Annotated in this window: 17 protein-coding genes; 7 read left to right on the plus strand and 10 right to left on the minus strand. The window is 71.3% G+C overall.

All coding sequences use genetic code 11. The features are described 5' to 3' along the window. Positions 1-28: 28 nt before the first annotated feature. Positions 29-2,293, plus strand: a complete 2,265-nt coding sequence (locus FHR82_RS32420) for an ATP-binding cassette domain-containing protein (protein ID WP_184814406.1) — start codon at positions 29-31, stop codon at positions 2,291-2,293. Positions 2,294-2,902: 609 nt separating this feature from the next. Here FHR82_RS32420 and FHR82_RS32425 read toward each other — a convergent pair. The 6 genes from FHR82_RS32425 to mraZ form a co-directional block, all read right to left on the minus strand. Then, on the minus strand, positions 2,903-4,459 hold the full coding sequence (locus FHR82_RS32425) for an SWIM zinc finger family protein (RefSeq protein WP_184814407.1): 1,557 nt from the start codon (positions 4,457-4,459) through the stop codon (positions 2,903-2,905). Positions 4,460-4,504: 45 nt separating this feature from the next. Then, complete coding sequence (locus FHR82_RS32430; protein WP_184814408.1) at positions 4,505-5,389, minus strand: haloalkane dehalogenase; 885 nt, start codon at positions 5,387-5,389, stop codon at positions 4,505-4,507. Between the two features lie 10 nt (positions 5,390-5,399). After that, entirely contained in the window at positions 5,400-7,466 is a 2,067-nt protein-coding gene (locus tag FHR82_RS32435) for a peptidoglycan D,D-transpeptidase FtsI family protein (protein ID WP_184814409.1), read from the minus strand. A gap of 94 nt (positions 7,467-7,560) precedes the next feature. Beyond that, on the minus strand, positions 7,561-8,214 hold the full coding sequence (gene ftsL / locus FHR82_RS32440; protein ID WP_184814410.1) for a cell division protein FtsL: 654 nt from the start codon (positions 8,212-8,214) through the stop codon (positions 7,561-7,563). Beyond that, on the minus strand, positions 8,211-9,176 hold the full coding sequence (rsmH, locus tag FHR82_RS32445) for a 16S rRNA (cytosine(1402)-N(4))-methyltransferase RsmH (RefSeq protein ID WP_184814411.1): 966 nt from the start codon (positions 9,174-9,176) through the stop codon (positions 8,211-8,213). Before rsmH ends, ftsL begins: the two co-directional genes overlap by 4 nt. A 159-nt stretch (positions 9,177-9,335) precedes the next feature. Beyond that, positions 9,336-9,767 (minus strand): division/cell wall cluster transcriptional repressor MraZ, encoded by a 432-nt coding sequence (gene mraZ, locus FHR82_RS32450; protein ID WP_184814412.1) that lies wholly within the window; start codon positions 9,765-9,767, stop codon positions 9,336-9,338. Between the two features lie 489 nt (positions 9,768-10,256). Between mraZ and FHR82_RS32455 the strand changes: the two genes are divergently transcribed. The 3 genes from FHR82_RS32455 to FHR82_RS32465 are packed head-to-tail and all read left to right on the plus strand — an operon-like array spanning position 10,257 to position 15,162. Beyond that, positions 10,257-11,390, plus strand: a complete 1,134-nt coding sequence (locus tag FHR82_RS32455) for an AAA family ATPase (RefSeq protein ID WP_184814413.1) — start codon at positions 10,257-10,259, stop codon at positions 11,388-11,390. Between the two features lie 17 nt (positions 11,391-11,407). Continuing rightward, positions 11,408-12,670, plus strand: coding sequence for a DUF58 domain-containing protein (locus FHR82_RS32460; protein WP_184814671.1), 1,263 nt, complete (start codon positions 11,408-11,410; stop codon positions 12,668-12,670). 14 nt (positions 12,671-12,684) lie between these two features. Continuing rightward, on the plus strand, positions 12,685-15,162 hold the full coding sequence (locus tag FHR82_RS32465) for a transglutaminase TgpA family protein (protein ID WP_184814414.1): 2,478 nt from the start codon (positions 12,685-12,687) through the stop codon (positions 15,160-15,162). Here the strand turns inward: FHR82_RS32465 and FHR82_RS32470 are convergent. Then, a complete protein-coding gene (locus tag FHR82_RS32470; RefSeq protein ID WP_184814415.1) occupies positions 15,145-15,651 on the minus strand; it encodes a GNAT family N-acetyltransferase in 507 nt (168 codons plus the stop codon). The two genes, FHR82_RS32465 and FHR82_RS32470, sit on opposite strands and share 18 nt — an antisense overlap. 39 nt (positions 15,652-15,690) lie before the next feature. Between FHR82_RS32470 and FHR82_RS32475 the strand changes: the two genes are divergently transcribed. Further along, positions 15,691-16,245: a helix-turn-helix domain-containing protein gene (locus FHR82_RS32475; protein WP_184814416.1), complete on the plus strand. Its 555-nt coding sequence runs from the start codon at positions 15,691-15,693 to the stop codon at positions 16,243-16,245. Positions 16,246-16,405: 160 nt separating this feature from the next. On the opposite strand, the gene FHR82_RS32480 is transcribed toward FHR82_RS32475, so the two are convergent. Further along, a complete protein-coding gene (locus tag FHR82_RS32480) occupies positions 16,406-17,968 on the minus strand; it encodes an aldehyde dehydrogenase family protein (protein WP_311771371.1) in 1,563 nt (520 codons plus the stop codon). A 139-nt stretch (positions 17,969-18,107) separates the two neighbouring features. Further along, a complete protein-coding gene (locus FHR82_RS32485) occupies positions 18,108-18,512 on the minus strand; it encodes an SCO2097 family morphological protein (RefSeq protein ID WP_184814417.1) in 405 nt (134 codons plus the stop codon). A 216-nt stretch (positions 18,513-18,728) separates the two neighbouring features. On the opposite strand from FHR82_RS32485, the gene FHR82_RS32490 reads away from it, so the two are divergent. Both FHR82_RS32490 and FHR82_RS32495 read left to right on the plus strand, forming a co-directional pair. Further along, positions 18,729-19,736, plus strand: coding sequence for a PHP domain-containing protein (locus tag FHR82_RS32490; protein ID WP_184814418.1), 1,008 nt, complete (start codon positions 18,729-18,731; stop codon positions 19,734-19,736). A 48-nt stretch (positions 19,737-19,784) separates the two neighbouring features. Continuing rightward, the gene (locus tag FHR82_RS32495; protein ID WP_184814673.1) at positions 19,785-20,570 is read left to right on the plus strand and encodes an SIR2 family NAD-dependent protein deacylase; all 786 of its coding nucleotides are present in this window, start codon (positions 19,785-19,787) and stop codon (positions 20,568-20,570) included. A 6-nt stretch (positions 20,571-20,576) separates the two neighbouring features. On the opposite strand, the gene FHR82_RS32500 is transcribed toward FHR82_RS32495, so the two are convergent. Beyond that, positions 20,577-20,969: a hypothetical protein gene (locus FHR82_RS32500; protein ID WP_184814419.1), complete on the minus strand. Its 393-nt coding sequence runs from the start codon at positions 20,967-20,969 to the stop codon at positions 20,577-20,579. Between the last annotated feature and the right edge of the window lie 16 nt (positions 20,970-20,985).

Below are 20,985 nucleotides of genomic sequence, written 5' to 3' on the forward strand. Positions count from 1 at the left end.
TTTACACCATAAAGAGAGAGGCGGCGACGTGCTGAACCCGGCCGACAGCCACGACCTGATCGAGGTGCGGGGCGCCCGCGAGAACAACCTGGCCGACATCTCCCTCGACCTCCCCAAGCGCAGGCTGACCGTGTTCACCGGGGTGTCGGGCTCCGGCAAGTCGTCGCTGGTGTTCGGCACGATCGCGGCCGAGTCGCAGCGGCTGATCAACGAGACGTACTCGGCGTTCCTGCAGTCGTTCATGCCCGCCCAGGGCCGCCCGGACGTGGACCAGCTGCGCAACCTGTCGGCGGCGATCGTGGTCGACCAGGAGCGGATGGGCGCGAACTCGCGGTCCACCGTGGGCACGGCCACGGACGCGCACACGATGCTGCGGATCGTGTTCTCGCGGCTCGGCGAGCCGCACATCGGGCCGTCGACGGCGTTCAGCTTCAACCTGCCGGACGGCATGTGCCAGCGCTGCGAGGGCATCGGCAAGGTCAACTCCATCGATGTCGACCAGCTCGTCGACAAGGAGCTGTCGTTGAAGGAGGGCGCCATCACGGTGCCGAACTTCGCGGTCGACTCGTGGTACTGGCAGTCGCTGGCGCACTCCGGGTACGTCGACCCGGACAAGAAGCTCAAGGACTACACCGAGCAGGAGTGGGCGGACTTCCTGCACAAGCCGGCCACGAAGATCAAGTACGGCACCATGAACACCAACTACGAGGGCCTGGTCGTGAAGGTGCAGCGGCTGTTCCTGTCGAAGGACAAGGAGGCGCTGCAGCCGCACATCAGGGCGTTCGTCGACCGGGCGGTGACGTTCAGCCGGTGCCCGTCGTGCGACGGCGCGCGGCTGAACGAGGCGGCGCTGTCGTCCCGCGTCGATGGCAGGAACATCGCCGACTGCTGCGCGATGCAGATCTCGGACCTCGCGGAGTTCATCCGGGGACTGGCCGCGCCGTCCGTCCGCCCGTTGCTGGCGACGCTGAGCGAGACACTCGACTCCCTGGTGGAGATCGGGCTGGGGTACCTGTCGCTGAACCGCGAGTCGGGCACGCTGTCCGGCGGCGAGGCGCAACGCGTGAAGATGGTGCGGCACCTGGGTTCCAGCCTGACGGATGTGACGTACGTGTTCGACGAGCCCACGGTCGGCCTGCACCCGCACGACATCCAGCGCATGAACGACCTGCTGCTCCGCCTGCGGGACAAGGGAAACACCGTGCTCGTGGTGGAACACAAACCGGAGACCATCGAGATCGCCGATCATGTCGTGGACCTGGGCCCTGGAGCGGGCCCGGCGGGCGGCGAGGTCTGCTACGAGGGTGACCTCGCGGGTCTGCGCAGGTCGGACACGCTGACGGGCCGCCACCTGGACCACAGGGTGACGCTGCGCACGGAAGTCCGCCGTCCGGTGGGACACCTCCCGATCCGCGGCGCGTCACTGCACAACCTGCGCGACGTGGACGTGGACGTGCCGCTGGGTGTCCTGACGGTGGTGACCGGGGTCGCGGGCTCCGGGAAGTCGTCACTGATCCACGGCTCACTGTCCACACGCGACGACGTGACGGTGGTGGACCAGTCGGCGATCAGGGGTTCCCGCCGCTCGAACCCGGCGACCTACACAGGTCTGCTGGACCCGATCCGGACCGCGTTCGCCAAGGCCAACGGCGTGAAGGCGGCCCTGTTCAGCGCGAACTCGGAGGGCGCGTGCCCGAACTGCAAGGGCATCGGCCTGGTGTACACGGACCTGGCGATGATGGCGGGCGTCGCGTCGGTGTGCGAACAGTGCGAGGGCAAGCGGTTCACGCCGGAGGTGCTCCGGTACACGTTGCGGGGCAGGAACATCAGCGAGGTGCTGGCGATGTCGGCAGCGGAGGCGCGCGACTTCTTCCCGTCGGGCAACGCACGAGCGATCCTGGACCGGCTGAACGACGTCGGCCTGGGCTATCTGGGCCTCGGCCAGCCGCTGACCACACTGTCCGGCGGCGAACGCCAACGGGTGAAACTGGCGATCCGCATGTCGGAGGGCGCCGGCACGTACGTACTGGACGAACCGACCACGGGCCTGCACCTCGCGGACGTGGACAACCTGCTCGCGCTGCTGGACCGCCTGGTGGACAAGGGAAACACGGTCATCGTGATCGAACACCACCAGGCGGTGATGGCGCACGCGGACTGGATCATCGACCTGGGCCCCGGCGCGGGCCACGACGGTGGGCGGGTGGTGTTCGAGGGCACCCCGGCGGCGCTGGTCGAAAGTGGGGGTTCGTTGACCGCGCAGCACTTGAAGCAGTACTTGGAGCGGCCATAGCAGCGGCGATGAGGTGGGGCCTGTGCCGGTTGTGCGGCCAACCGGCACAGGCGCTGCGCTGACCGGCGGATGGCTTTCGGGGTGTCTCGCCCGGCGGGTGTGCCCTCCGGGGGCTTCTCGCCGGAGGGCAGGTCTCTGGGATGGCTTCTCGGTTTCGTTGTTTGGCTGCGGTTGGGTGCGGGTCTGCCTGCCATCCCGTCGACCTCCCTACGGGCTATCACACCGGCTCAAGGGGGCGGTTCCGGCGTTTGCCGCCGGTTTGGGTTGGTGGTGCCCCCTTGATCCGGTGTGATCGGGCTTCGCCAGGTCGACGGGATGGCAGGGAGCCCCTTGGTGGCGGGCTTCCGCCCCGCGCTCGGTTGGCCTTGAGCCGTGAAAGGCGCTTTTCGGGGCTGTGGCGGTGTCATGAAGGGCCCCTTCATCACGCCGGACGTTGCGAAGGGGCCCTTCATCACGGTGAACGCAACGAAGGGGCCCTTCATCACACCGCGCGTGACGAAGGGGCCCTTCATCACGGTGAGCGCAACGAAGGGGTCCTTCATCGCACCGGGCGTTACGAAGGGCCCCTTCGTGGCATCGCTGATGTCTCGACAGCGTCTTTCGGGGCACTCAAAACCCGGCTCGCCGCAACTCGTCCAACAGTGCGGGCCGGCGTGCGTGGGCCAGCTTCAGCGACGCCACGAACCCCGCGACCGACTCCCCAGCTCGCGAAGCACACGCCGCCATCTCCTTCAGCAGTACGCACGCCTCCCGGTAGCACTCCCGCCCGCCCCGCGACAGGCACTCCGTCACCAGCGTCCGGTACGCCGCGAGGACCTCGGCCGGATGCGTCTCCGCCCGGGACCGTACGACCTCCACCCCCGCGCAGTCGTGCTTCACCGCCGCCAGCCAGGCGGGCTCGTGCTCTCCGTCGTCCAACAGTGCGCCCACCAGTTCCGACGGCGGCAGCACCTCCAGGGCCCACGACCGCAGACCCGACCACACCTTCGCCGCCACCGCCGTCTCGCGCAGGCGGCCGTAGCAGAGCCGGGTTCGCGCCGACAGCAAGTCCGCCTTCCGCAGTGACACCGCGTCGTCGCCGCGTTGGCCGTCCAGGTATGACTCGACCAGTAGCTCCGTCAGGCCCAGGTCCCTGGTTTCCGCCACCCCGCGCTCCGCCCACCGGATGGCCTCGTCCAGGCGGCCGGCGTGACGCAACACCGCCACGATCTCGCGGTAGGCGCGTACGGCGGGGAGGTCGTCGGACAGTACGTCCACCATGGCGTCCGCGTCGCCGGAGGATTTCGCCAGTTGTTCGCGCATGCCGCGCAGGACCGTGTGGTCGGCATCGTCGTCCAGGGCGTGCCACGCGTCGTTCACCAGCGTGCGGTACGCCGCCATGCCCGGCTCACCCAGCGGCTCCGCGAAGTCGCCGATGTCGATCGTCGGCCACGTCGGCCAGTTCAGGCGCACGTGGAACAGCCACGACGCCAGCTTCGCCGGGTTCGGGCGGGCCACGGCGCACGCCCGCGCGTACAGCTTCACCGCCCGCCTCGCCACCCCCGACACGGCGCCCGCCGGGTCGTCCACCGCGCCCAGCGCTTCGACCAGCAGCTCCACCGCATGCCTCGCCAGCGGGCGAGCTTCCGCCGCGTGGCCCGCGTCGACCAGGGCACGCACCGTGTCCACGACGTCCTTGGCGCGGCCCGCGTAGCCGGGGTCGGCGAAACCGTGGACCCGCAACGCCTCGTCCAGCTGCCTGCGCAACACCGCCACCTGCGGCGCTCCCGTGCTGCCCGCCCGCAGCATGAGCTGCCGGTACAGCGCGGGATCCCGCTTCGCCTGCTCCAGCACGAGTTCCACCAGCTCGCGCTGGTCCAGCGACCGCAGGTACGTCCCCAGGTCGACCTCCGGCACCTGCTCGCCGGACGCCAGCAGGACAAGCCCCACCGCCACGCAGTGCTTGCAGAAGTTGCCCTCGACCCCGAACGGGCAGCCGCACTCACCGACGAGCGCCGCGTTCCCCCGCCCCAGCCACACCTCGTAGACGTCCTTGCCCCGCACCGCCGCCCGCACACCCAGCGCCGTCGGTTGCAAGTCCCCCACCGCGTCGACGTAGTCCCGCCCACGGCGGAAGGAGCCGTCGCCGGCGGTGGCGCGCAGATCGTCCTCGGTGAACCACACCATGCCGCAATTCAAGCGCACCAGCCCGCCTCCCCGGTCACGTTCCCGTCAGCCCGTCATGAAACGCGCGATCTCCTCGCCCAGCACCTCGCCTGCGTCCTCCTGCAGGAAGTGGCCCGCTCCCGCGATGACCGGGTGCTCGCGCCGGCCCGCACCCGGGATCAGCTTGCGCAGCACCGGTGCCATCGGCCCGGTGATCGGGTCGCCATCGCTGAACGCGCACAGGAACGGCTTCTCCCATTTGCGCAGCACCTGCCACGCCGCCAGGTTCGCCGGCGCCGCCGGGTCCTCCAGCGACACCGGCACCAGGCCCGGCATCAGCCGAGCCGCGACCTTGTACGACTCGTCCGGGAACGGTGCGTCGTAGGCCGCGCGGACCTCGTCGGACAACACCGTCCTGCACCCCGACTGCACGAACCGGCCGATGTCGAGCGTCGGCGCCTTCTCCACCGCGCGGCGGAACTGCCACCACACGTCCGGCATGCCGTGCTCACCGGTCGGCAGGCCGGTGTTCGCGGCGACGATCCGCGCCACCCGGTCCGGGTGCTCCGCCGCGACCCGCAACCCGATCAGCCCGCCCCAGTCCTGGCCGACCACGGTCACGTCCCGCAGGTCCAGCACGTCGAACGCCAGCGCACGCACCCATTCGACGTGCGCGGCGTAGCTGTGCGCGGCCGCCGCGGGCTTGTCGGAACGGCCGAAACCGACCAGGTCCGGTGCCACCGCACGGATCCCCGCGTCGGCCAGCACCGGCAGCACCTTGCGGTACAGGAACGACCAGGTCGGCTCGCCGTGCAGCAGCAGCGCGACCGGTCCGTCCGGCGGGCCGGCCGTCACGTACGCCATGCGCAGCGCGCCGACGGTGCCGTACGACGGCTCGTACGGGAAGTCCGGCAGGTCGGTGAACCGCGAGTCCTCGGTGCGCAGTGCCATGCCAAGGAGATTACGGCTCCACGAGCGGGATGAACGGCGTCTGTTCCTTCGACAGCGGGATGTTGTACGTCTGGGCGAGGTGCGAGGCGATGTCGTGGAACAGCGGCGCCGCGCTCTTGCCCTCCGGCGGACCGCCGACGTACTTGGGCTGGTCCAGCATGATGCCGACGACGAACCGCGGGTCGTCGGCGGGCAGGATGCCCGCGAACGTGATCCAGTACTTCTCCTGGCTGTACCGGCCCGCTTCCTTGTCGAACTGCTGCGCCGTGCCGGTCTTGCCCGCGATCTGGTAGCCGGTCAGCGCGGCGGGGACGCCGGTGCCGTTGTTCGGGGTGTCCGCGTCCTGCACGACCGCGCGGAACATGTCGCGCACGGTCCGCGCGGTCTTCGCGTCGACCACGCGCACCGCCTTCGGCTTCGGTTCCGGGATCCGCTTGCCGTCCTCGGTGACCTGTGCGGACACGATCCTCGGCGGCACGCGGACGCCGTCGTTGGCGACGGTCTGGTACATGCCGGCCATCTGCAGCACGGTCATCGCCAGGCCCTGCCCGATCGGCAGGTTGCCGAAGGTCGAGCCGGACCACTGACCGCGCGGCGGCACGCTGCCGGGGCTCTCCCCCGCGAGACCCACACCCGTGCGGGAGCCGAGCCCGAGCTTCTTCAGCAGCTCGGAGAACTTGTCCGGACCGCACTCCTGCGCGAGCATCAGCGTGCCGACGTTCGACGACTTCGCGAAGATGCCGGTCGTGGTGAACGGCATGGTGCCGTGGTCCCACGCGTCGCGGATGGTGCGGTCGGCGACCCGGATGTGGTCGCGCACCTGGTGCACGTCCAGCGGCGAGGTGATGTTCTGGTCGATCGCGCACAGCGCGGTGACGACCTTGTTCACCGAACCCGGCTCGTACATGTCGCTGACCGCCGGGTTGCCCATCGAGTCGGGGTCCCAGCCGGTGCTGCTCGGGTCGAACGTCTTGTCGTTGGCGAGCGCGTAGACCTCGCCGGTCTTCGCATCCATGATCACCGCGCTGGCGCCGCGCGCCTGCGACCTCGCCACGTAGTCCGTGAGCGACTGCTGCAGGAAGTACTGCAGGTCCGCGTCGATCGTCAGCTCGAGGTCCGCCCCGTCGACCGCGGGCCGCACGTCCCGCTCGGTGCCGGGGATGATGACGCCGTCGTCGCCTTCCTCGGTGGCCGCCTCCTGGCGGCCGGACGTGCCGGCGAGGTCGTTGTCCCGCAACAGCTCCAGGCCCGCGAGGCCGTGCAGGTCGTGCTTCTTGGGGTCCTTGTCCTCCGTTCGCCAGTTCGCGACGCCGATGATGTTGGCGGCGGTCGTCTTGCCCGGGTACTCCCGCTCGGCGCGGTACTCGGCGATGATCGACGGGTACTCGTCCTGGATCGCCCGCGCCACCGCGGGCTGGACGTTGTGCACCAGGTAGACGAAGTTGGAGTCCTGGCGGAGCTTGCCGAGCAGCTGGCCCTCCGACACCGCGCCACCGAGCTTCGCGGCCATGAACCGCGCCATGTCCTGGGTCTCGGTGTCGAAGTTCAGCGGCGTGGCCTTCGTCTTGCCGTCCTTGATGTTCTTGTTGTAGGTGTCGATCTCCTCGCGCTGGGCCTTCGGCCGGAACGCGAGCGACCGCGACTCGACGCTGAACGCGAGTTCCATGCCGTTGCGGTCGAGGATCGACCCGCGGTGCGCGGGCAGGTCGATCTCCGTCATGCGCTGCCGTTCGGCCTTGGCGGCGAGTGCCTCGGCCTCGAAACCCTGGACCTGGATGAGCTTCAGCCCGGCCGCGACCAGCGCGGCGATGAGGAGGAAGCGCACGACGACGACGCGGATGTGGTGGTTCGTCGGCTTGCGCTTCTTGCGCACGAGCCGTCGCGGCCCGACCGGCACCTTGCGCGGCGGCGGCGCCACCCGGCGACCGGACCCGTGCACGGACGCGCGCGGCGGCACACCACGGGCCGCTCCCCGGCCCGGCACGCCACCACGGACGGGTGCCCCGGACGCGGCGACCCGCTGCACCGGCCGGCGCGCGGGCGTGCCGGGCCGGCGCGCTCTCGGCTGGCCCGGCATCAGCGATCGCCCCCCGCACGCCGGATGCCCCGAAGGTGCCGTTCAGGACGGTCGACGTCCAGCAGTGCACCTTCAGGGCATGCGGTGGTGTCTGTCATCCGCCGGCTCCCTGCCCGTTCGCCGGGGGCGGCTGGTCCTGGTTCGCGGACGGGTTGTCGTTCTCGGGCGGCGTGACCGGCGTCGGCGGGGTGACCGGTGTCGGGTCGCCCACGACCACGACGGTGCCGTCCGGCTTCACGATGAGCCGGGCCGGGTCACCGGCCGGGACCATGCCCATGGCCTTCGCCCGCTCGGCCAGCGACGCCGCCGACTCCTTCTGCGTCACCTCGCGCTGCAGCACCGCCGCGCGCTCGGCCAGCCGCTCGGCGTCCTGCTTGGCCTGGTCCAGCCGGTAGGAGTCGGCGATGGCCTGCGTGGACAGCCACAGCGTGGCCGCGACACCGACCACCAGCAGCACGATGATCAGCACCGCGAACGACACGCGGCCGGAACCGCGGTCGAGGTCCTCGTCCACCACGCGCTGGACCGGCCTGCCCTCGCGCTGGGCCCGCCGCGCGTAGGCGCGCTGGGCCGCCGCGGACCTGGCCCGGTTCGGTGCCGGGGCACGGGCAGGCGCGGGTGCGGTGTCGACGGTGTCCTGCACCGCGCCCTTCACGGCGCCTTTCGCGGCACCCTTCCGCGCGCCCTTCGCGGTGCCCTTGGTCGCGTCCTTCGCCCGGGGACGAGTCGGCTCTGCCTGGATCGTCATGCCGCCTCCAGAATCCGCTCGGCCGCACGCAACCGGACCGAGGCCGCCCGCGGGTTGTGTTCGATCTCCTGCTCGTTCGCCTGCTCCGCGCCCCTGGTCAGCAGCTTCAGCTGCGGCCCGTGGCCGGGCAGCTCCACCGGCACGCCCTCGGGCGTGCGGGACTTCGCCAGCTCGGCCAGCGCGTGCTTGACGATGCGGTCCTCCAGCGACTGGTAGGACTCCACGACGATCCGGCCGCCGACCCGCAGCGCGCGCAGCGCGGCGGGCACCGCGGCGCGCAGCGCGGCGAGCTCGCCGTTGACCTCGATGCGCAGCGCCTGGAACGTGCGCTTCGCCGGATGGCCGCCGGTGCGCCGCGACGCGGCGGGCACCGCCTCGTACAGCAGCTCCACCAGCCGGCCGCTGTTGGTGAACGGTGTGGTGGCGCGGGCGCGCACGACCCGGTCGACGATCCGCTTCGCGAACCGCTCCTCGCCGTAGTCGCGCAGGATCCGCACCAGGTCACCCGGCGGGTAGGTGTTCAGCACCTCCGCCGCGGTCAGCTCGGCAGTCGGGTCCATCCGCATGTCCAGTGGCGCGTCCCGCGAGTACGCGAAGCCGCGCTCGGCGACGTCGAGCTGCATCGAGGACACCCCGAGGTCCATGAGCACGCCCGCGACACCGCCGCGGGGTGCGATGCCGAGCCCGGACAGCACGTCCGGCAGCTCGTCGTAGACCGCGTGCACGAGGTGGACCCGGTCGCCGTACCGCGCGAGGCGGTCACGGGAGCGGTCGAGCGCGTTCGGGTCCCGGTCGAGGCCGACCAGGGTGAGCGCGGGGTGTGCGGCCAGGAGCGCGTCGGAGTGGCCGCCGAGACCGAGTGTGGTGTCCACGAGGACGGCGCCGGGCTGGGTGAGAGCGGGTTCGAACAGCGCGAGCACCCGCTCCAGCAACACCGGGACATGTGCCGGGTTTTCGCCCATGCCGAATACACCCCCTCTCCCGCCTCGGAAATTCCAACGGGTGCCGCCAGGTCCCCGCCCGCTCGTCGAACCTGGCGCCGGGGAAGGTGTGCCAGGGTCGAAGGCGAGCGGAACGGAGGCCTCGCGGCACCCGCGTGCATGCCCGGTGTTCCGCTCCCGTCAGAACACGCCGGGCAGGACTTCCTCCCGAGCCTGGGAGTAGTCGTCCTCGTGTTCGTCCAGGTAGGTCTGCCACGCTTGCGCGTCCCAGATCTCCAGGCGGGTGATCGCACCGATGACCACGCACTCCTTGGTCAGCCCCGCGTAGCGGCGGAGCTCCGGTGCGATCGCGATCCGGCCTTGGCCATCGGGTCGCTGCTCGTCTGTACCGGCGAACAGGTACCGCTGGTAGGCGCGAACCGCCTCGTTCGTCAAGGGAGCGGCAGCCACTTTGCGTGCCATCTCCTCGAACTCCGCTCGCGGAAAGACGTAGAGACAGTGGTCCTGACCCTTTGTCACCATCAACCCGCCCGCGAGGGCGTCCCGGAACTTGGCAGGCAGCGTGAGCCGCCCCTTGTCGTCCAGCTTCGGGGTGTGCGTACCGAGGAACATCAGGGTCCGCACCTCCCCACCGGTCCGTACGGACCAGCCATGGGGCCCCCTTCTGCCCCACTTGCCGCCACCGTACCCCACTTTTCACCACAGTCAACGGCGAATGACAGGAATTCGTAAGGTGGATCTCAGAGTTTGCGCAGGTCAACACGCGGGGGGAATGGTGGGGGCCGGTGGTGGGACTCCCCCATCCGGGTGCCGGAAGAGCGGCCTTCGGTGCCCGGCCAGGCGGCCGAACGGACCGATTTCGACCCTGTTCCAGCCGGGAGGGGTTCGCCGTGGGGCGTCGTGGGGAACCCCGGTGGGGAGAAGTGGAGGAACCCCGCGCGGGGCCAATTCGCCCGTCCGGAACCCGGCGACGCCAAAAGGCGTACAAGATAGAAGGACGCCCGTACCTCGTCCTCGCGGATGGAGGGGTGGGGTACTTCTCGCAGGTTTGACACACTTCGTAGCAGGCTCTGTGAGCCTACGAAGTTCTCAGGAGGTCGCGTGACGTCGAGTACCCCGCCATCGGCGCTGCCCGGTAACCCCTACGCGGCCGGCGGCGATCCCTACGCGCAGCACGCGACCGGCGTGAACGGCGACCAGCCCGCACAGCCGCAGCACAACCACTACCGCCAGGTCGCGCCGCTCGACGAGCTGGGCGCCGCCGCGCAGCGGATCGCCGCGAACGTCGAGCGCGTGCTCGTGGGCAAGCCGGAGGTCGTGCGCATCGCGCTCGTGACGCTGCTCGCCGAGGGCCACCTGCTCGTCGAGGACGTGCCCGGGGTCGGCAAGACGTCGCTCGCGAAGGCGCTGGCCCGTTCCATCGACTGCACGGTGAGCCGCATCCAGTTCACCCCGGACCTGCTGCCCTCCGACGTGACCGGTGTGTCGATCTTCAACCGGCAGACCAACGAGTTCGAGTTCCGGCCCGGTCCGGTGTTCGCGAACATCGTGGTCGGCGACGAGATCAACCGCGCCTCCCCGAAGACGCAGTCGGCGCTGCTCGAGTGCATGGAGGAGGAGCAGGTCACCGTCGACGGGAACACCTACCACCTCGAGGCACCGTTCATGGTCATCGCGACCCAGAACCCGATCGAGATGGAAGGGACCTACGCGTTGCCCGAGGCGCAGCGCGACCGGTTCACCGCGCGCGTGTCGATCGGCTACCCCGACCCGGCCGCCGAGCTGGCGATGGTCGACGAGCACGCGGGCCACAACCCGCTCGACGACCTGCAGCCGGTGTCGCACGCGGAGCAGGTCAAGCACCTGGTCGAGACGGTGCGCGCGGTCAAGCTCTCCCCTGACATCCGCCGCTACGCCGTCGAGCTGGTGTCCGCGACGCGGCGGCTGCCGGAGATCCGGATCGGCGCCTCGCCGCGCTCGACGCTGCACCTGGTGCGCGCGGCGCGCGCACAGGCGGCGCTGTCCGGCCGCGACTTCGTGGTCCCCGACGACGTGCACGCCGTCGCGGTGCCCGTGCTCGCGCACCGGCTCGTGCTCACCCCGGAGGCCCAGGCCGGCCGCCGCTCCCCCGCCGAGCTGATCCGCGCGCTCGTGCAGCGGGTGCCGGTGCCCCAGGCGTTGTCCCAGTCGGCGCCGCAGTCCGGCTCCGACTGGGCCGCACGCGGGAACCGGTAGCCGGCGTGGCGCGGCCGCTGCGAGGTGCGCTGTCGGGCCTGACCACGCGTGGGCGGTGCCTGCTCGCGGCCGGGCTCGCGGCGGCACTGTGTTCTTTCGTGCTGAACGAGCGGGACCTGTTGCGCGTCTCCGTGTTCGTGGTGGCGCTGCCGATCCTCGTGTGCCTGCTGACCGCGGTGGCGCGGGTCGGCCTGCACGCGCAGCGGCAGATCAACCCGATCCGCACCCCGGTCGGCGGGCGTGCCGAGGTGACGCTGCACATCACATCCACCGGCAGGCTGCCGACCGGCGGGCTGCTCGTGTCCGACGGCGTGCCGTACTCGCTCGGCGGCAAGCCGAGGTTCGTCATCGAGCACCTGCCGAGGCACACCGGCACGCGGTTGCGCTACCACGTGCAGCCGATGCTGCGCGGCATCCAGCAGCTCGGCCCCTTGAAGGCGACGATCACCGACCCGTTCGGGCTCGCCGAGTTCGAACGGGAGCTCGCGCACTCGTCGCGGCTGATCGTGGTGCCCCGGGTGGTGAAGCTGCTGGGCGTGCCGGGCGGGTCCGGGCTGGGTTCCGGCGACGACGGGTCGGTGCGGCTCAACGCGGGCCAGGGCGAGGACGACGCGATCGTGCGCCCGTACCGGCAGGGCGACGACCTGCGGAAGGTGCACTGGCGGTCGACCGCGAAGCGCGACGAGATGATGGTCCGTGTCGAGGAACGCCCGTGGCGTGGCGGTACGACCGTGATGCTCGACCACCGGGCCGCCGCGCACCGCGGCACCGGCGCGAACTCGAGCCTCGAGTGGGCGGTCTCGTTCGCGGCCAGCGTCTGCCTGCACCTGCACCGCTACGGGCAGCGGATCAAGCTCGTCACCGAGTCCGGCGGGCTGATCGTGCGGGACACCGGCGACGGCACCCACAACGACACCGCAGTGCTCGACGCGCTGGCCGCGCTGGCCGCCACGCCGACGACGAACATGGACAGCCCCAACGACCCCGGCGGCGGGCAGGAGCTGATCGCGATCCTCGGCGCCACCACGCCGGAACAGCTGTCGGCGCTGATCGGGCACCGGTCCCGGAGCACGCGCAGTCTCGCGGTCCTGCTGGACACCGCCGCGTGGGCCGCGCCCGGTGAGGGCGAGGCGGGCACGGACCTCGACGGCGCGCTCGCGCTGCTGCGCGGCGCGGGCTGGGGCGTCACGGTGGCGCGGCCGAACACCCCGATGGCGGCGACGTGGGCGACGCTCTGCCGGACCCACGGCACCCGCGCCGACGCGGTGATCACGGGATAGGGAGTGGCACGACCGTGACGACAGCAACCCCGACCCGCCCACCGGCGGGTTCCTCCGGCGGCCGGGGCACACCGCCACCGCCACCGCCTTCCGGTGGCGAGCTGACCTCCGCGCAGTGGTCGATGACCGTGACCCCGGTGGTCGCGGCCGTCACCACGCTCTGCGCGGCGCTCGCGCTGGCCGGTGTCATCGAGGGTCTGCGGTGGTGGGGCTACGCGGGTGTCGCCGTCACCGTGGTCACCGCCGTCGGCCTCGGGTTGCGGGCCGCGCGGACCCCGATCCTGCTGGTCGGCCTCGCGCAGATGTTCGCGCTGATGTGCCTGCTGGTCGCGCTGTTCACCAACGAGGGGATCTTCGGGATCCTGCCCGGACCGGCGTCGATCGCGGAGCTGGGCAGCGTGCTGCAGACGTCGGTCGAGGTGGTGCGGACCGGGGTGCCGCCGGTGCCCGCGACCCAGGCCGTGCTGTGCCTCGTGGTGATCGCGATCGGGCTCGTGGCGGTGCTCGTCGACACGCTCGCCGTGTCCGCGGGCACGCCGGCCGCGTGCGGGCTGGTGCTGCTGTGCGTGTACGCGGTGCCCGCGTCGCTCGCCGACGAGATGCTGCCCTGGTGGGCGTTCGTGCTCGGCGCGCTGTCGTTCGCGGCGCTGCTCGCGGTCGACGGCACGCACCGCCACCAGCTGTGGCGCAACCGGCCGACGGTCCAGGGCACCACCGGCGGCCTCGGCGGACCGGCCGCGCTGGTCGCGGGCTCGGTCGCGATCGCGCTGGTCGCGGGCGCCACGTTCACCTGGATCGGCACGGTCGGCCAGCTGCCCGGCGGTCAGAACGGCAGCGGCGAGGGCGGCCTCGGCCTCAACCCGTTCACCTCGCTGCGCGGCATGCTCGACCGGGAGGGCAACGTCGAGCTGTTCCGGGTGACCGGCATGGAGGACGACCGCGCCCGCTACCTGCGTGCCATGACGCTGCCCGTGTACGACCGCAACGGTGGCTGGCGGCGGGACAACGAACGCGAGCTGCCGCAGGGCGTCGCGGCCGACGGCGACCTGCCGCTCCCACCCGGTGTGCCGCTCGCCGACCGGGACGACCTCACCGAGATCCGGATCGAGCCGATCAACTCCAAGGACTACTGGGCGCCGGTGGCCGGGGTGCCGGTCGGGCTGAGCGAGCTGCCGGACGACATGCGGTACGACATCGACAGCGGCATGGTCTACGGCGAGTCCCGCCGCTCGCTGCCGGTGTACTTCGAACAGGCCGACCTGTCCGAGCCGTCCCCGGAGCAGCTCGCGGGCGACGGACCGTTCACCGCGGCCGACCAGGTCCCGTCGATCTACCTGCGCGCCGACGGGATCCCGCAGTCGGTCGTCGAGCTCGCGCAGCGGCTGACCGCGGGCAAGACCACCACGTACGCGAAGGTCCGCGCGATCAAGGACTACTTCGCCCCCAGCAACAACTTCACCTACGACACCGAGACCGGGTCCGGCTCCGACGACAGCGCGCTCGAGGACTTCCTGTTCCGCAGCAAGACCGGGTTCTGCGAGCAGTACGCGTCGGCGATGGCGATCCTGTTGCGGGCCGCGGAGATCCCGTCCCGCGTCGCCATGGGCTACACCGGCGGCTACGCGAACGGCGACTACCGGACGATCACCACGCAGAACGCGCACGCGTGGGTCGAGGTGTTCTTCCCGTCCGCCGGCTGGGTGACGTTCGACCCGACGCCGCTGTCCGATGGCACGACCTACAACCCGCCGTACGCCTCGGACACCGGGGTGTCCGGGCCGGAGGACGACCCGGAGAACCCGGGCCAGACGTCCCAGGTGCCGACCGCGCCGAGCGCGCCGACCGGTACGCCGGAGGACGAGGAGACCACCGAGGCGGGCGCGGGCGGGAACGACCAGCAGCAGCAGTCGACCGCGCTGTGGGTGTGGGTGGCGATCGCGGCGCTGGTACTGGCCGCGGTCGCGCTGACGGCGGCGGTCGCGGCGGCGCGCGGGAAACCGCGGCGGCGTGGCATGTTGCTGCCGTTCGCACTCCTCGCGTGGGCGCTGGCGCTGGTGTTCGGCGCCGCGCTGGTGTCGTGGTGGCTGGCGGCGCTCGTGGTGGTGCTGCTGCTCGCGGCGACCCCGGGCCTGGTCCGCGAGCGCAGGCGGCTGTCGCACCGGCACGACGTGCACACGAACGGTCCCGGCGCGGCGACGTCGGCGTGGAACGAGCTGATCGCCGAGTCGCGGGACCGCGGCATCGAGGTCGGCCGCACGGAAACGGTCCGCACGGCCGCCCGCCGCATTGCCAGGGAGCACTCCCTCGACGACGGCGGCAGGCGCGCGCTGCGCACCGTGGTCGGCGAGGTGGAACGCTCCTGGTACGGCGGCCAGGACCAGCCCGACCCGGGCCTGGCCCCCGCCTACGACAACCTCATGGACGGCATCCGCCGCGGCTCCCCGCTCGGCTGGCGGGGCAAGCTCCTCCCGCGCTCAGTGCTTCGCCGCTGACCCCAGGGAGCGCTGGGTCCACGCCACGTCGTGCCAGGAGTCGTTCTTCCAGCCGATTTGGCGGTACGTGCCCACCGGTTCGAAGCCCAGCTTCGTGTGGAGGGCCGCGCTGGCGTCATTCGGGAGCGTCATGCCGGCCACGGCCACGCGGAAGCCGCGGTCGGCCAGTCGCTGGAGGAGCTCGGTGTACAGGGCACGGCCCACACCGCCGCGGTGGCTGCCCCGCGCCACGTACACGCTGACCTCGCACGAGTACCGGTACGCCGCGCGGGACTTGTACTCACCGCCGTACGCGTAACCCACCACCCGGCTGCCGGCCTCGGCGACCAGCCACGCGTGTGTCGTCCGCGCGATCTCGATCCGGGCCGCCATCTCGGCCGCCGACGGCGGGTCGAGCTCGAACGTGATCGCCGTGTCCAGCACGTACGGCGCGTAGATCGCCGCGCAGGCCGCCGCGTCCCCCGGCTCGGACGCATCCCTCACCAACATGTCGAAGATAGTAGACACGGCATCCACTATTGTGAAGACGTGACGGACCTCGGCGCCGCGCTCGCCACCACACTGCAGGCCGCCCGCCAAGCGCGCGGCCTGTCCGGCGGCGCGCTCGCCGACCGCTCCGGTGTCTCCCGCGCGATGATCAGCAAGATCGAACGGGGCGAGACCCAGCCGACCGCCGTGCTGCTGTCCCGCCTCGCCGCGGCACTGGGCATGACGCTCTCGGAGCTGGTCGCGCGGGCGGAGCAGGACCAGAACCGCCTGGCCCGCAAGGAGAACCAGCCCACCTGGACCGACCCGGACACCGGCTACACGCGCCGCGCCGTCTCCCCCGTCGCCGGCGGGCCGCTCGAACTGGTCGAGGTCGAGCTGCCCGCCGGCGCGCGGGTCGCGTTCCCCGCGGCGACCTACGCGCACCGGCACCAGCAGATCTGGGTCCTCGAGGGGCGGCTGACCTTCCGCGAAGGCGCCACCGACCACCACATGGCGGCCGGTGACTGCCTCCAGCTGGGCCCGCCGCAGGCGTGCGTGTTCGTCAACGAGACGGACACGCCCTGCCGGTACCTGGTGGCACTCGCGCCCCGCTAGTGTCCCGCGCCGGAAATCAGGCATCTGATTCGGCGGCCCAGCTTCCTGCCGGCGGCGTTGCCGGTCCGCCCAAGTACGACCCAGTACGAGGACGAACCGGCGCCTTGCCAGCAGAAACCTGGATCCACCGACTCAATCACCGCATTTCCGGCGCGGGACACTAGACCGCCGGGTAGCGGTTGTAGCCGGGGAAGTTGCCGTACAGCAGTTCGTCCTCCGGGCCCTGCGTGACCGCGTGCACCAGGTGCTCGCCGCCGACGAAGGCACCCTTCCACGAACCGCCGCGGCCGCCGAACGGCTCCGCGCGGTCGCCACGCGAACGTGGCTTGTTGATGCCGACCTTGAACGCCTGCACGTGCTCGGCCAGCTCGGTCGCCAGCTCCGCGTCGTCGCACGCGATGGTCGCGACCAGGGCGCCGTTGGACGCGTTCATCTGCGCCAGCAGCTCGGCCTTGGTGTCCACCACGACGATCGTGTCGACCGGGCCGAACGGCTCCTCGTGCATGAGCCGAGCCGCGCCGGGCGGGGCGAGCAGCGTGGTCGGCGCGACGTACGCGGAGGTGTCCTGCCCTGGCAGGAACCTGCCCTGGTCCAGCGACCCGCGGTACAGCGGCACGGCGCCGTGGTGCAGTGCCTCGTCGACCCGCTTGGCGAGGTCGGCCGCCTTGGCCGAGGAGATCATCGGGCCGAAGTCCAGCGCCGGGAGGTCACCGGAGTCATCCGCCGCGAGGGGGTGCCCGAACCTGATCGACTGCACCACCGGCAGGTAGGTCGCGAGGAACGAGTCCACGAGGTCCCGCTGCACCACGAACCTCGGGTAGGCGGTACACCGCTGCTTCGCGTACTCGAAGCCCTTCTTCAGGTGCGCGGCGAGGTTCTCCCAGTCGGAGAACTCCCAGATGCCCCAGGTGTTCAGGCCTTCCTGCTCCAGCATGTGCCGCTTGCCGGTGTCGACGAGCTGCGCGGCGACCTTGCCGCCGTTGTCGCGGCCGCCGACGAACGCGAGCGCGCCGATCTCCATCGACCGCACCAGCGCGCCGGACAGCTTCGAACCGTCGCCCGACAGCAGCGTGACCGGCAGGCCTGCGTCGTTCATGAGCGCGTGCGCGACGGTCAGGCACACCGCGCCGCCCTGCGTCGGGGTCTTCGCGACCACCGCGTTGCCGGCCAGCAGCTGCACCAGCTCGGCGTGCACCAGGACCGACATCGGGTAGTTCCAGCTCGCGATGTTGGACACCGGGCCGGGCAGCGGGGTCCGCTCGAACGGACGGCCGTGCGCGTCGGTGGCGAGCATCTGCTCGATGTTCTCGAGGTACCAGCGGACGCCGTCCAGCGCGCGGTCCACGTCGGCGCACGCGAGCTTCCACGGCTTGCCGATCTCCCACGCGAGCAGCAGCGCGAGGTCGTCGCGGGCGTCGGTCATCGCGTCGACGGCGGCGGTGACCCTGGCCTCGCGCTCGGCGAGCGGCACGTCGGCCCACTCCCGGTGCTGCTGGTGCGCGGCCGCGACGGCCTTCAGCGCGGTGGGCTCGTCGACCTTCGACAGCTGGCCGATCGTGGACTGGTCCACAGGGGACACCATGGGCGATCGCTCGCCGCCGTCCTGCCACCGTCCCTCGTACAGGTTCCTCAGCCGGTCACCGGCGAAACCTTCCGGCGCCAGCTGGGCGACCCGCTCTGACAGACGTGCCCACTGAGCGTGTTCCGGGATGCGCAAAGCCACGGCCTACCTCCATCGCTGTGACGAGAGCCATAGCCGATGGTGACTGGTAACCGGCGATAAGTCATCGAAGTTGCGTCGGAGGTCACGCGCAAAAGAGCGTCGGGTGTCGCAGGACACCCGACGATCCGTCATCGTTCAGTTACGGTCCGTCTTCGAAGCGCTTGCGGAAGCGGTCCTCCATGCGTTGCGAGAACGAGCTGCGGCGCGCCTTCGGCGAGCCTCCGCCGCCACCGCCCTCAGCGCCCTCCTCGGCTTCCGCGGTTCCATTTCGCATTGCGGAGAGCGTGAGCAGCGCACCGAAGAACATGACCAGGAAGCCGAGCAAGCTGACTACCGGGACACCGCCAGGCTTCAGCGGCAGGATGACTCCCAGGACCAGAAGGGCGACACCCAGCACAAACAGCGCGATGCCCTGCAGGCGTCGACGCCGCGAGGGGCGGCGAAGACGTGCACCCCGCACGCTGGATGCGAACTTGGGATCCTCGGCGTAAAGCGCACGCTCAATCTGGTCGAGCAGTCGCTGCTCGTGCTCGGAGAGTGGCATTCGTTCCTCCTCCGGCACAGCGGTCGCGAGCGCCGGGCGATCACGGGTCTTGGCCGCCGGACCCGGCGGGCGCCCCGCGGTGGGGGCGTCTCCTCCAGGATACGAGCCGCGAGGCTCCGCGACTACCCGATCCGGAATCATGGTCGTATGCATCAGCAAAACCCGGCCACTCGCGAGTGTGTCACGAGCCCGCACCGACCCCGCCGGGTGGGTTGAGTGGAACCGGCGATCGCTCTGCGCCAGATCGCGTTCCTGTTGGAGCGCGCGGCCGAGCCGACCCACAAGGTGCAGGCGTTCCGCAAGGCCGCCATGGTGGTGGCCGGGCTGCCCGACGGTGAGCTCGCCGAGCGCCTGCGTGCGGGGACGCTCACCGCGCTGCCCGGCATCGGCCGCACCACAGCGGGCGTGATCACCGAGGCGGCACGGGGTGAGGCACCCGCTTACCTGCGACGACTGCTCGAGGGCGGGCTGGCGCCGGTGGCCGGCGGAGAGGCCATGCGCGCCGAGCTCCGGGGCGACTGCCACACCCATTCGGACTGGTCGGACGGCGGCAGCCCGATCAGGGAAATGGCGGAAACCGCTGTCCTCCTGGGGCACGACTGGATGGTCCTGACGGACCACTCCCCCCGGCTCACGGTCGCGAACGGGTTGTCGGCTGAGCGGTTGCGCAGGCAGTTGGACGTCGTCGCCGAGCTCAACGCCGAACTGGCGCCGTTCCGGATCCTCACCGGGATCGAGGTCGACATCCTCGACGACGGCGGGCTCGACCAGCTGCCGGAGCTGCTGGCCCGCCTGGACGTGGTGGTCGGCAGCGTGCACTCCAAGCTGCGGATGGGCCGCGAGGAGATGACCGACCGCATGCTGGCGGCGATCGCCGACCCGCACCTGGACATCCTCGGCCACTGCACCGGCAGGCGGGTGAAGGGCAGGCAGCGGCCGGAGTCGGAGTTCGACGCCGAGGCCGTGTTCGCCGCGTGCGTCACCAACGGGAAGGCCGTCGAGATCAACTCGCGCCCGGACCGCCTCGACCCGCCGCGCCGCCTGCTGAGCCTCGCACTGGAGATCGGCTGCGTGTTCACGATCGACAGCGACGCGCACGCACCCGGTCAGCTCGACTGGCTGCCGTACGGCTGCGAGCGGGCCGAAGAATGCGGAATACCACCCGAACGGGTGATGAACACGAAGTCCGCGGACGACCTTCTTGCGTGGGCGGCCGCCCACTAGGGTCGTCGGGCGGCGGATACTCGGGCGGTGGGTACTCCGGCGGCGGCAATGTCGTCGGGGCGGTGGCGGCGGAGGTGGCAGCTGGTGAGGGAGCCGGACGAGCTGGCGGACGGCATCGCGGTGGTGTCGGCGGCGAAGCGGATCACCGTGCTGTCCGGCGCGGGTGTCTCCACGGACTCGGGCATCCCGGATTTCCGCGGGGCCAACGGGTTGTGGACCCGCGACCCGAAAGCCGAGCGGCTGTCGAGCTTCGAGGCCTACCGCGACGACCCGGAGGTGCGGCGCGCGTCGTGGCAGGCACGGCTCACGCACCCGGTGTGGTCGGCGGAGCCGAACGACGCGCACAAGGCGCTGGTGGGGCTGGAGCGGGCCGGGCGGCTGGTGTCGCTGGTGACGCAGAACATCGACGGGCTGCACCAGCGCGCCGGGTCGGAGTCGGTGCTGGAGTTGCACGGCTCGATGCGCGAGACCGTGTGCCTGCAGTGCAACGAGCGCCGGCCGATGAGCGAGGCGCTCGAACGGGTGGCCGACGGCAACCCGGACCCGAGCTGCCGGGTGTGCGGCGGGATCCTCAAGTCGGCGACCATCTCGTTCGGGCAGCCGCTCGACGTCGGCGTGCTCACCGCGGCCCGCGACGCCGTGCTGTCGAGCGATCTCATGCTCGCGGTCGGCAGCTCGCTGTCGGTGCAGCCCGCGGCCGGGCTGGTCGGTCTCGCGGCCAGGGCAGGCGCGGCCGTGGTGATCTGCAACGCGTCGGAGACGCCGTACGACGACATGGCGGCGATCGTGCTGCGCGACCCGCTGGGCGAGGTGCTGCCCGCCCTGGTTGGTTGACGCGGCTCAGCTGACGCTGATGCCCGCCGCGCGCAGCGCCTCCTCGATGCGGAGGCGCTCGACTTCGCGGTCCATGCCCTCACCGACGGAGTCGAGCCGGTGCGGCACGTCGACCGCGGCGCAGGCCTGGACGAGCAGCGCGTCGTAGGCCTCCCGGGTGGCCCGGCGCCGGACGGCGGGCGTGCCCGGCGGGAACTCCGCGAGCGTGCGGTGCACCCGGCGCAGGTCGGCGGCGAGCCGTTCGATGGGCGGATGTGCCGGCGCAGGACCGAGGCGGCGCTTCCGGACGTACGCGCCGATCGCGTCGAGGGTCTTCGGCACCCGCAGCATGACCCAGAACAGCAGCGTCGGGGCGATCACCACGACCACCAGGAGGATCAGGCTGCCGACGGGCACCATGAATGGGAATGTTACC

The sequence above is a fragment of the Actinophytocola algeriensis genome, assembly GCF_014203735.1.
GTDB lineage: Bacteria > Actinomycetota > Actinomycetes > Mycobacteriales > Pseudonocardiaceae > Actinophytocola > Actinophytocola algeriensis.

Bases quoted from the DNA above. Each gene is read 5' to 3' on its own strand.
- FHR82_RS32425 (WP_184814407.1), bottom strand. From the start codon at position 4,459: ATGGTGTGGTTCACCGAGGACGATCTGCGCGCCACCGCCGGCGACGGC.
- FHR82_RS32430 (WP_184814408.1), bottom strand. From the start codon at position 5,389: ATGGCACTGCGCACCGAGGACTCGCGGTTCACCGACCTGCCGGACTTC.
- FHR82_RS32435 (WP_184814409.1), bottom strand. From the start codon at position 7,466: ATGCCGGGCCAGCCGAGAGCGCGCCGGCCCGGCACGCCCGCGCGCCGG.
- ftsL (WP_184814410.1), bottom strand. From the start codon at position 8,214: ATGACGATCCAGGCAGAGCCGACTCGTCCCCGGGCGAAGGACGCGACC.
- rsmH (WP_184814411.1), bottom strand. From the start codon at position 9,176: ATGGGCGAAAACCCGGCACATGTCCCGGTGTTGCTGGAGCGGGTGCTC.
- mraZ (WP_184814412.1), bottom strand. From the start codon at position 9,767: ATGTTCCTCGGTACGCACACCCCGAAGCTGGACGACAAGGGGCGGCTC.
- FHR82_RS32470 (WP_184814415.1), bottom strand. From the start codon at position 15,651: ATGTTGGTGAGGGATGCGTCCGAGCCGGGGGACGCGGCGGCCTGCGCG.
- FHR82_RS32485 (WP_184814417.1), bottom strand. From the start codon at position 18,512: ATGCCACTCTCCGAGCACGAGCAGCGACTGCTCGACCAGATTGAGCGT.
- FHR82_RS32495 (WP_184814673.1), top strand. From the start codon at position 19,785: ATGTCGTCGGGGCGGTGGCGGCGGAGGTGGCAGCTGGTGAGGGAGCCG.
- FHR82_RS32500 (WP_184814419.1), bottom strand. From the start codon at position 20,969: ATGGTGCCCGTCGGCAGCCTGATCCTCCTGGTGGTCGTGGTGATCGCC.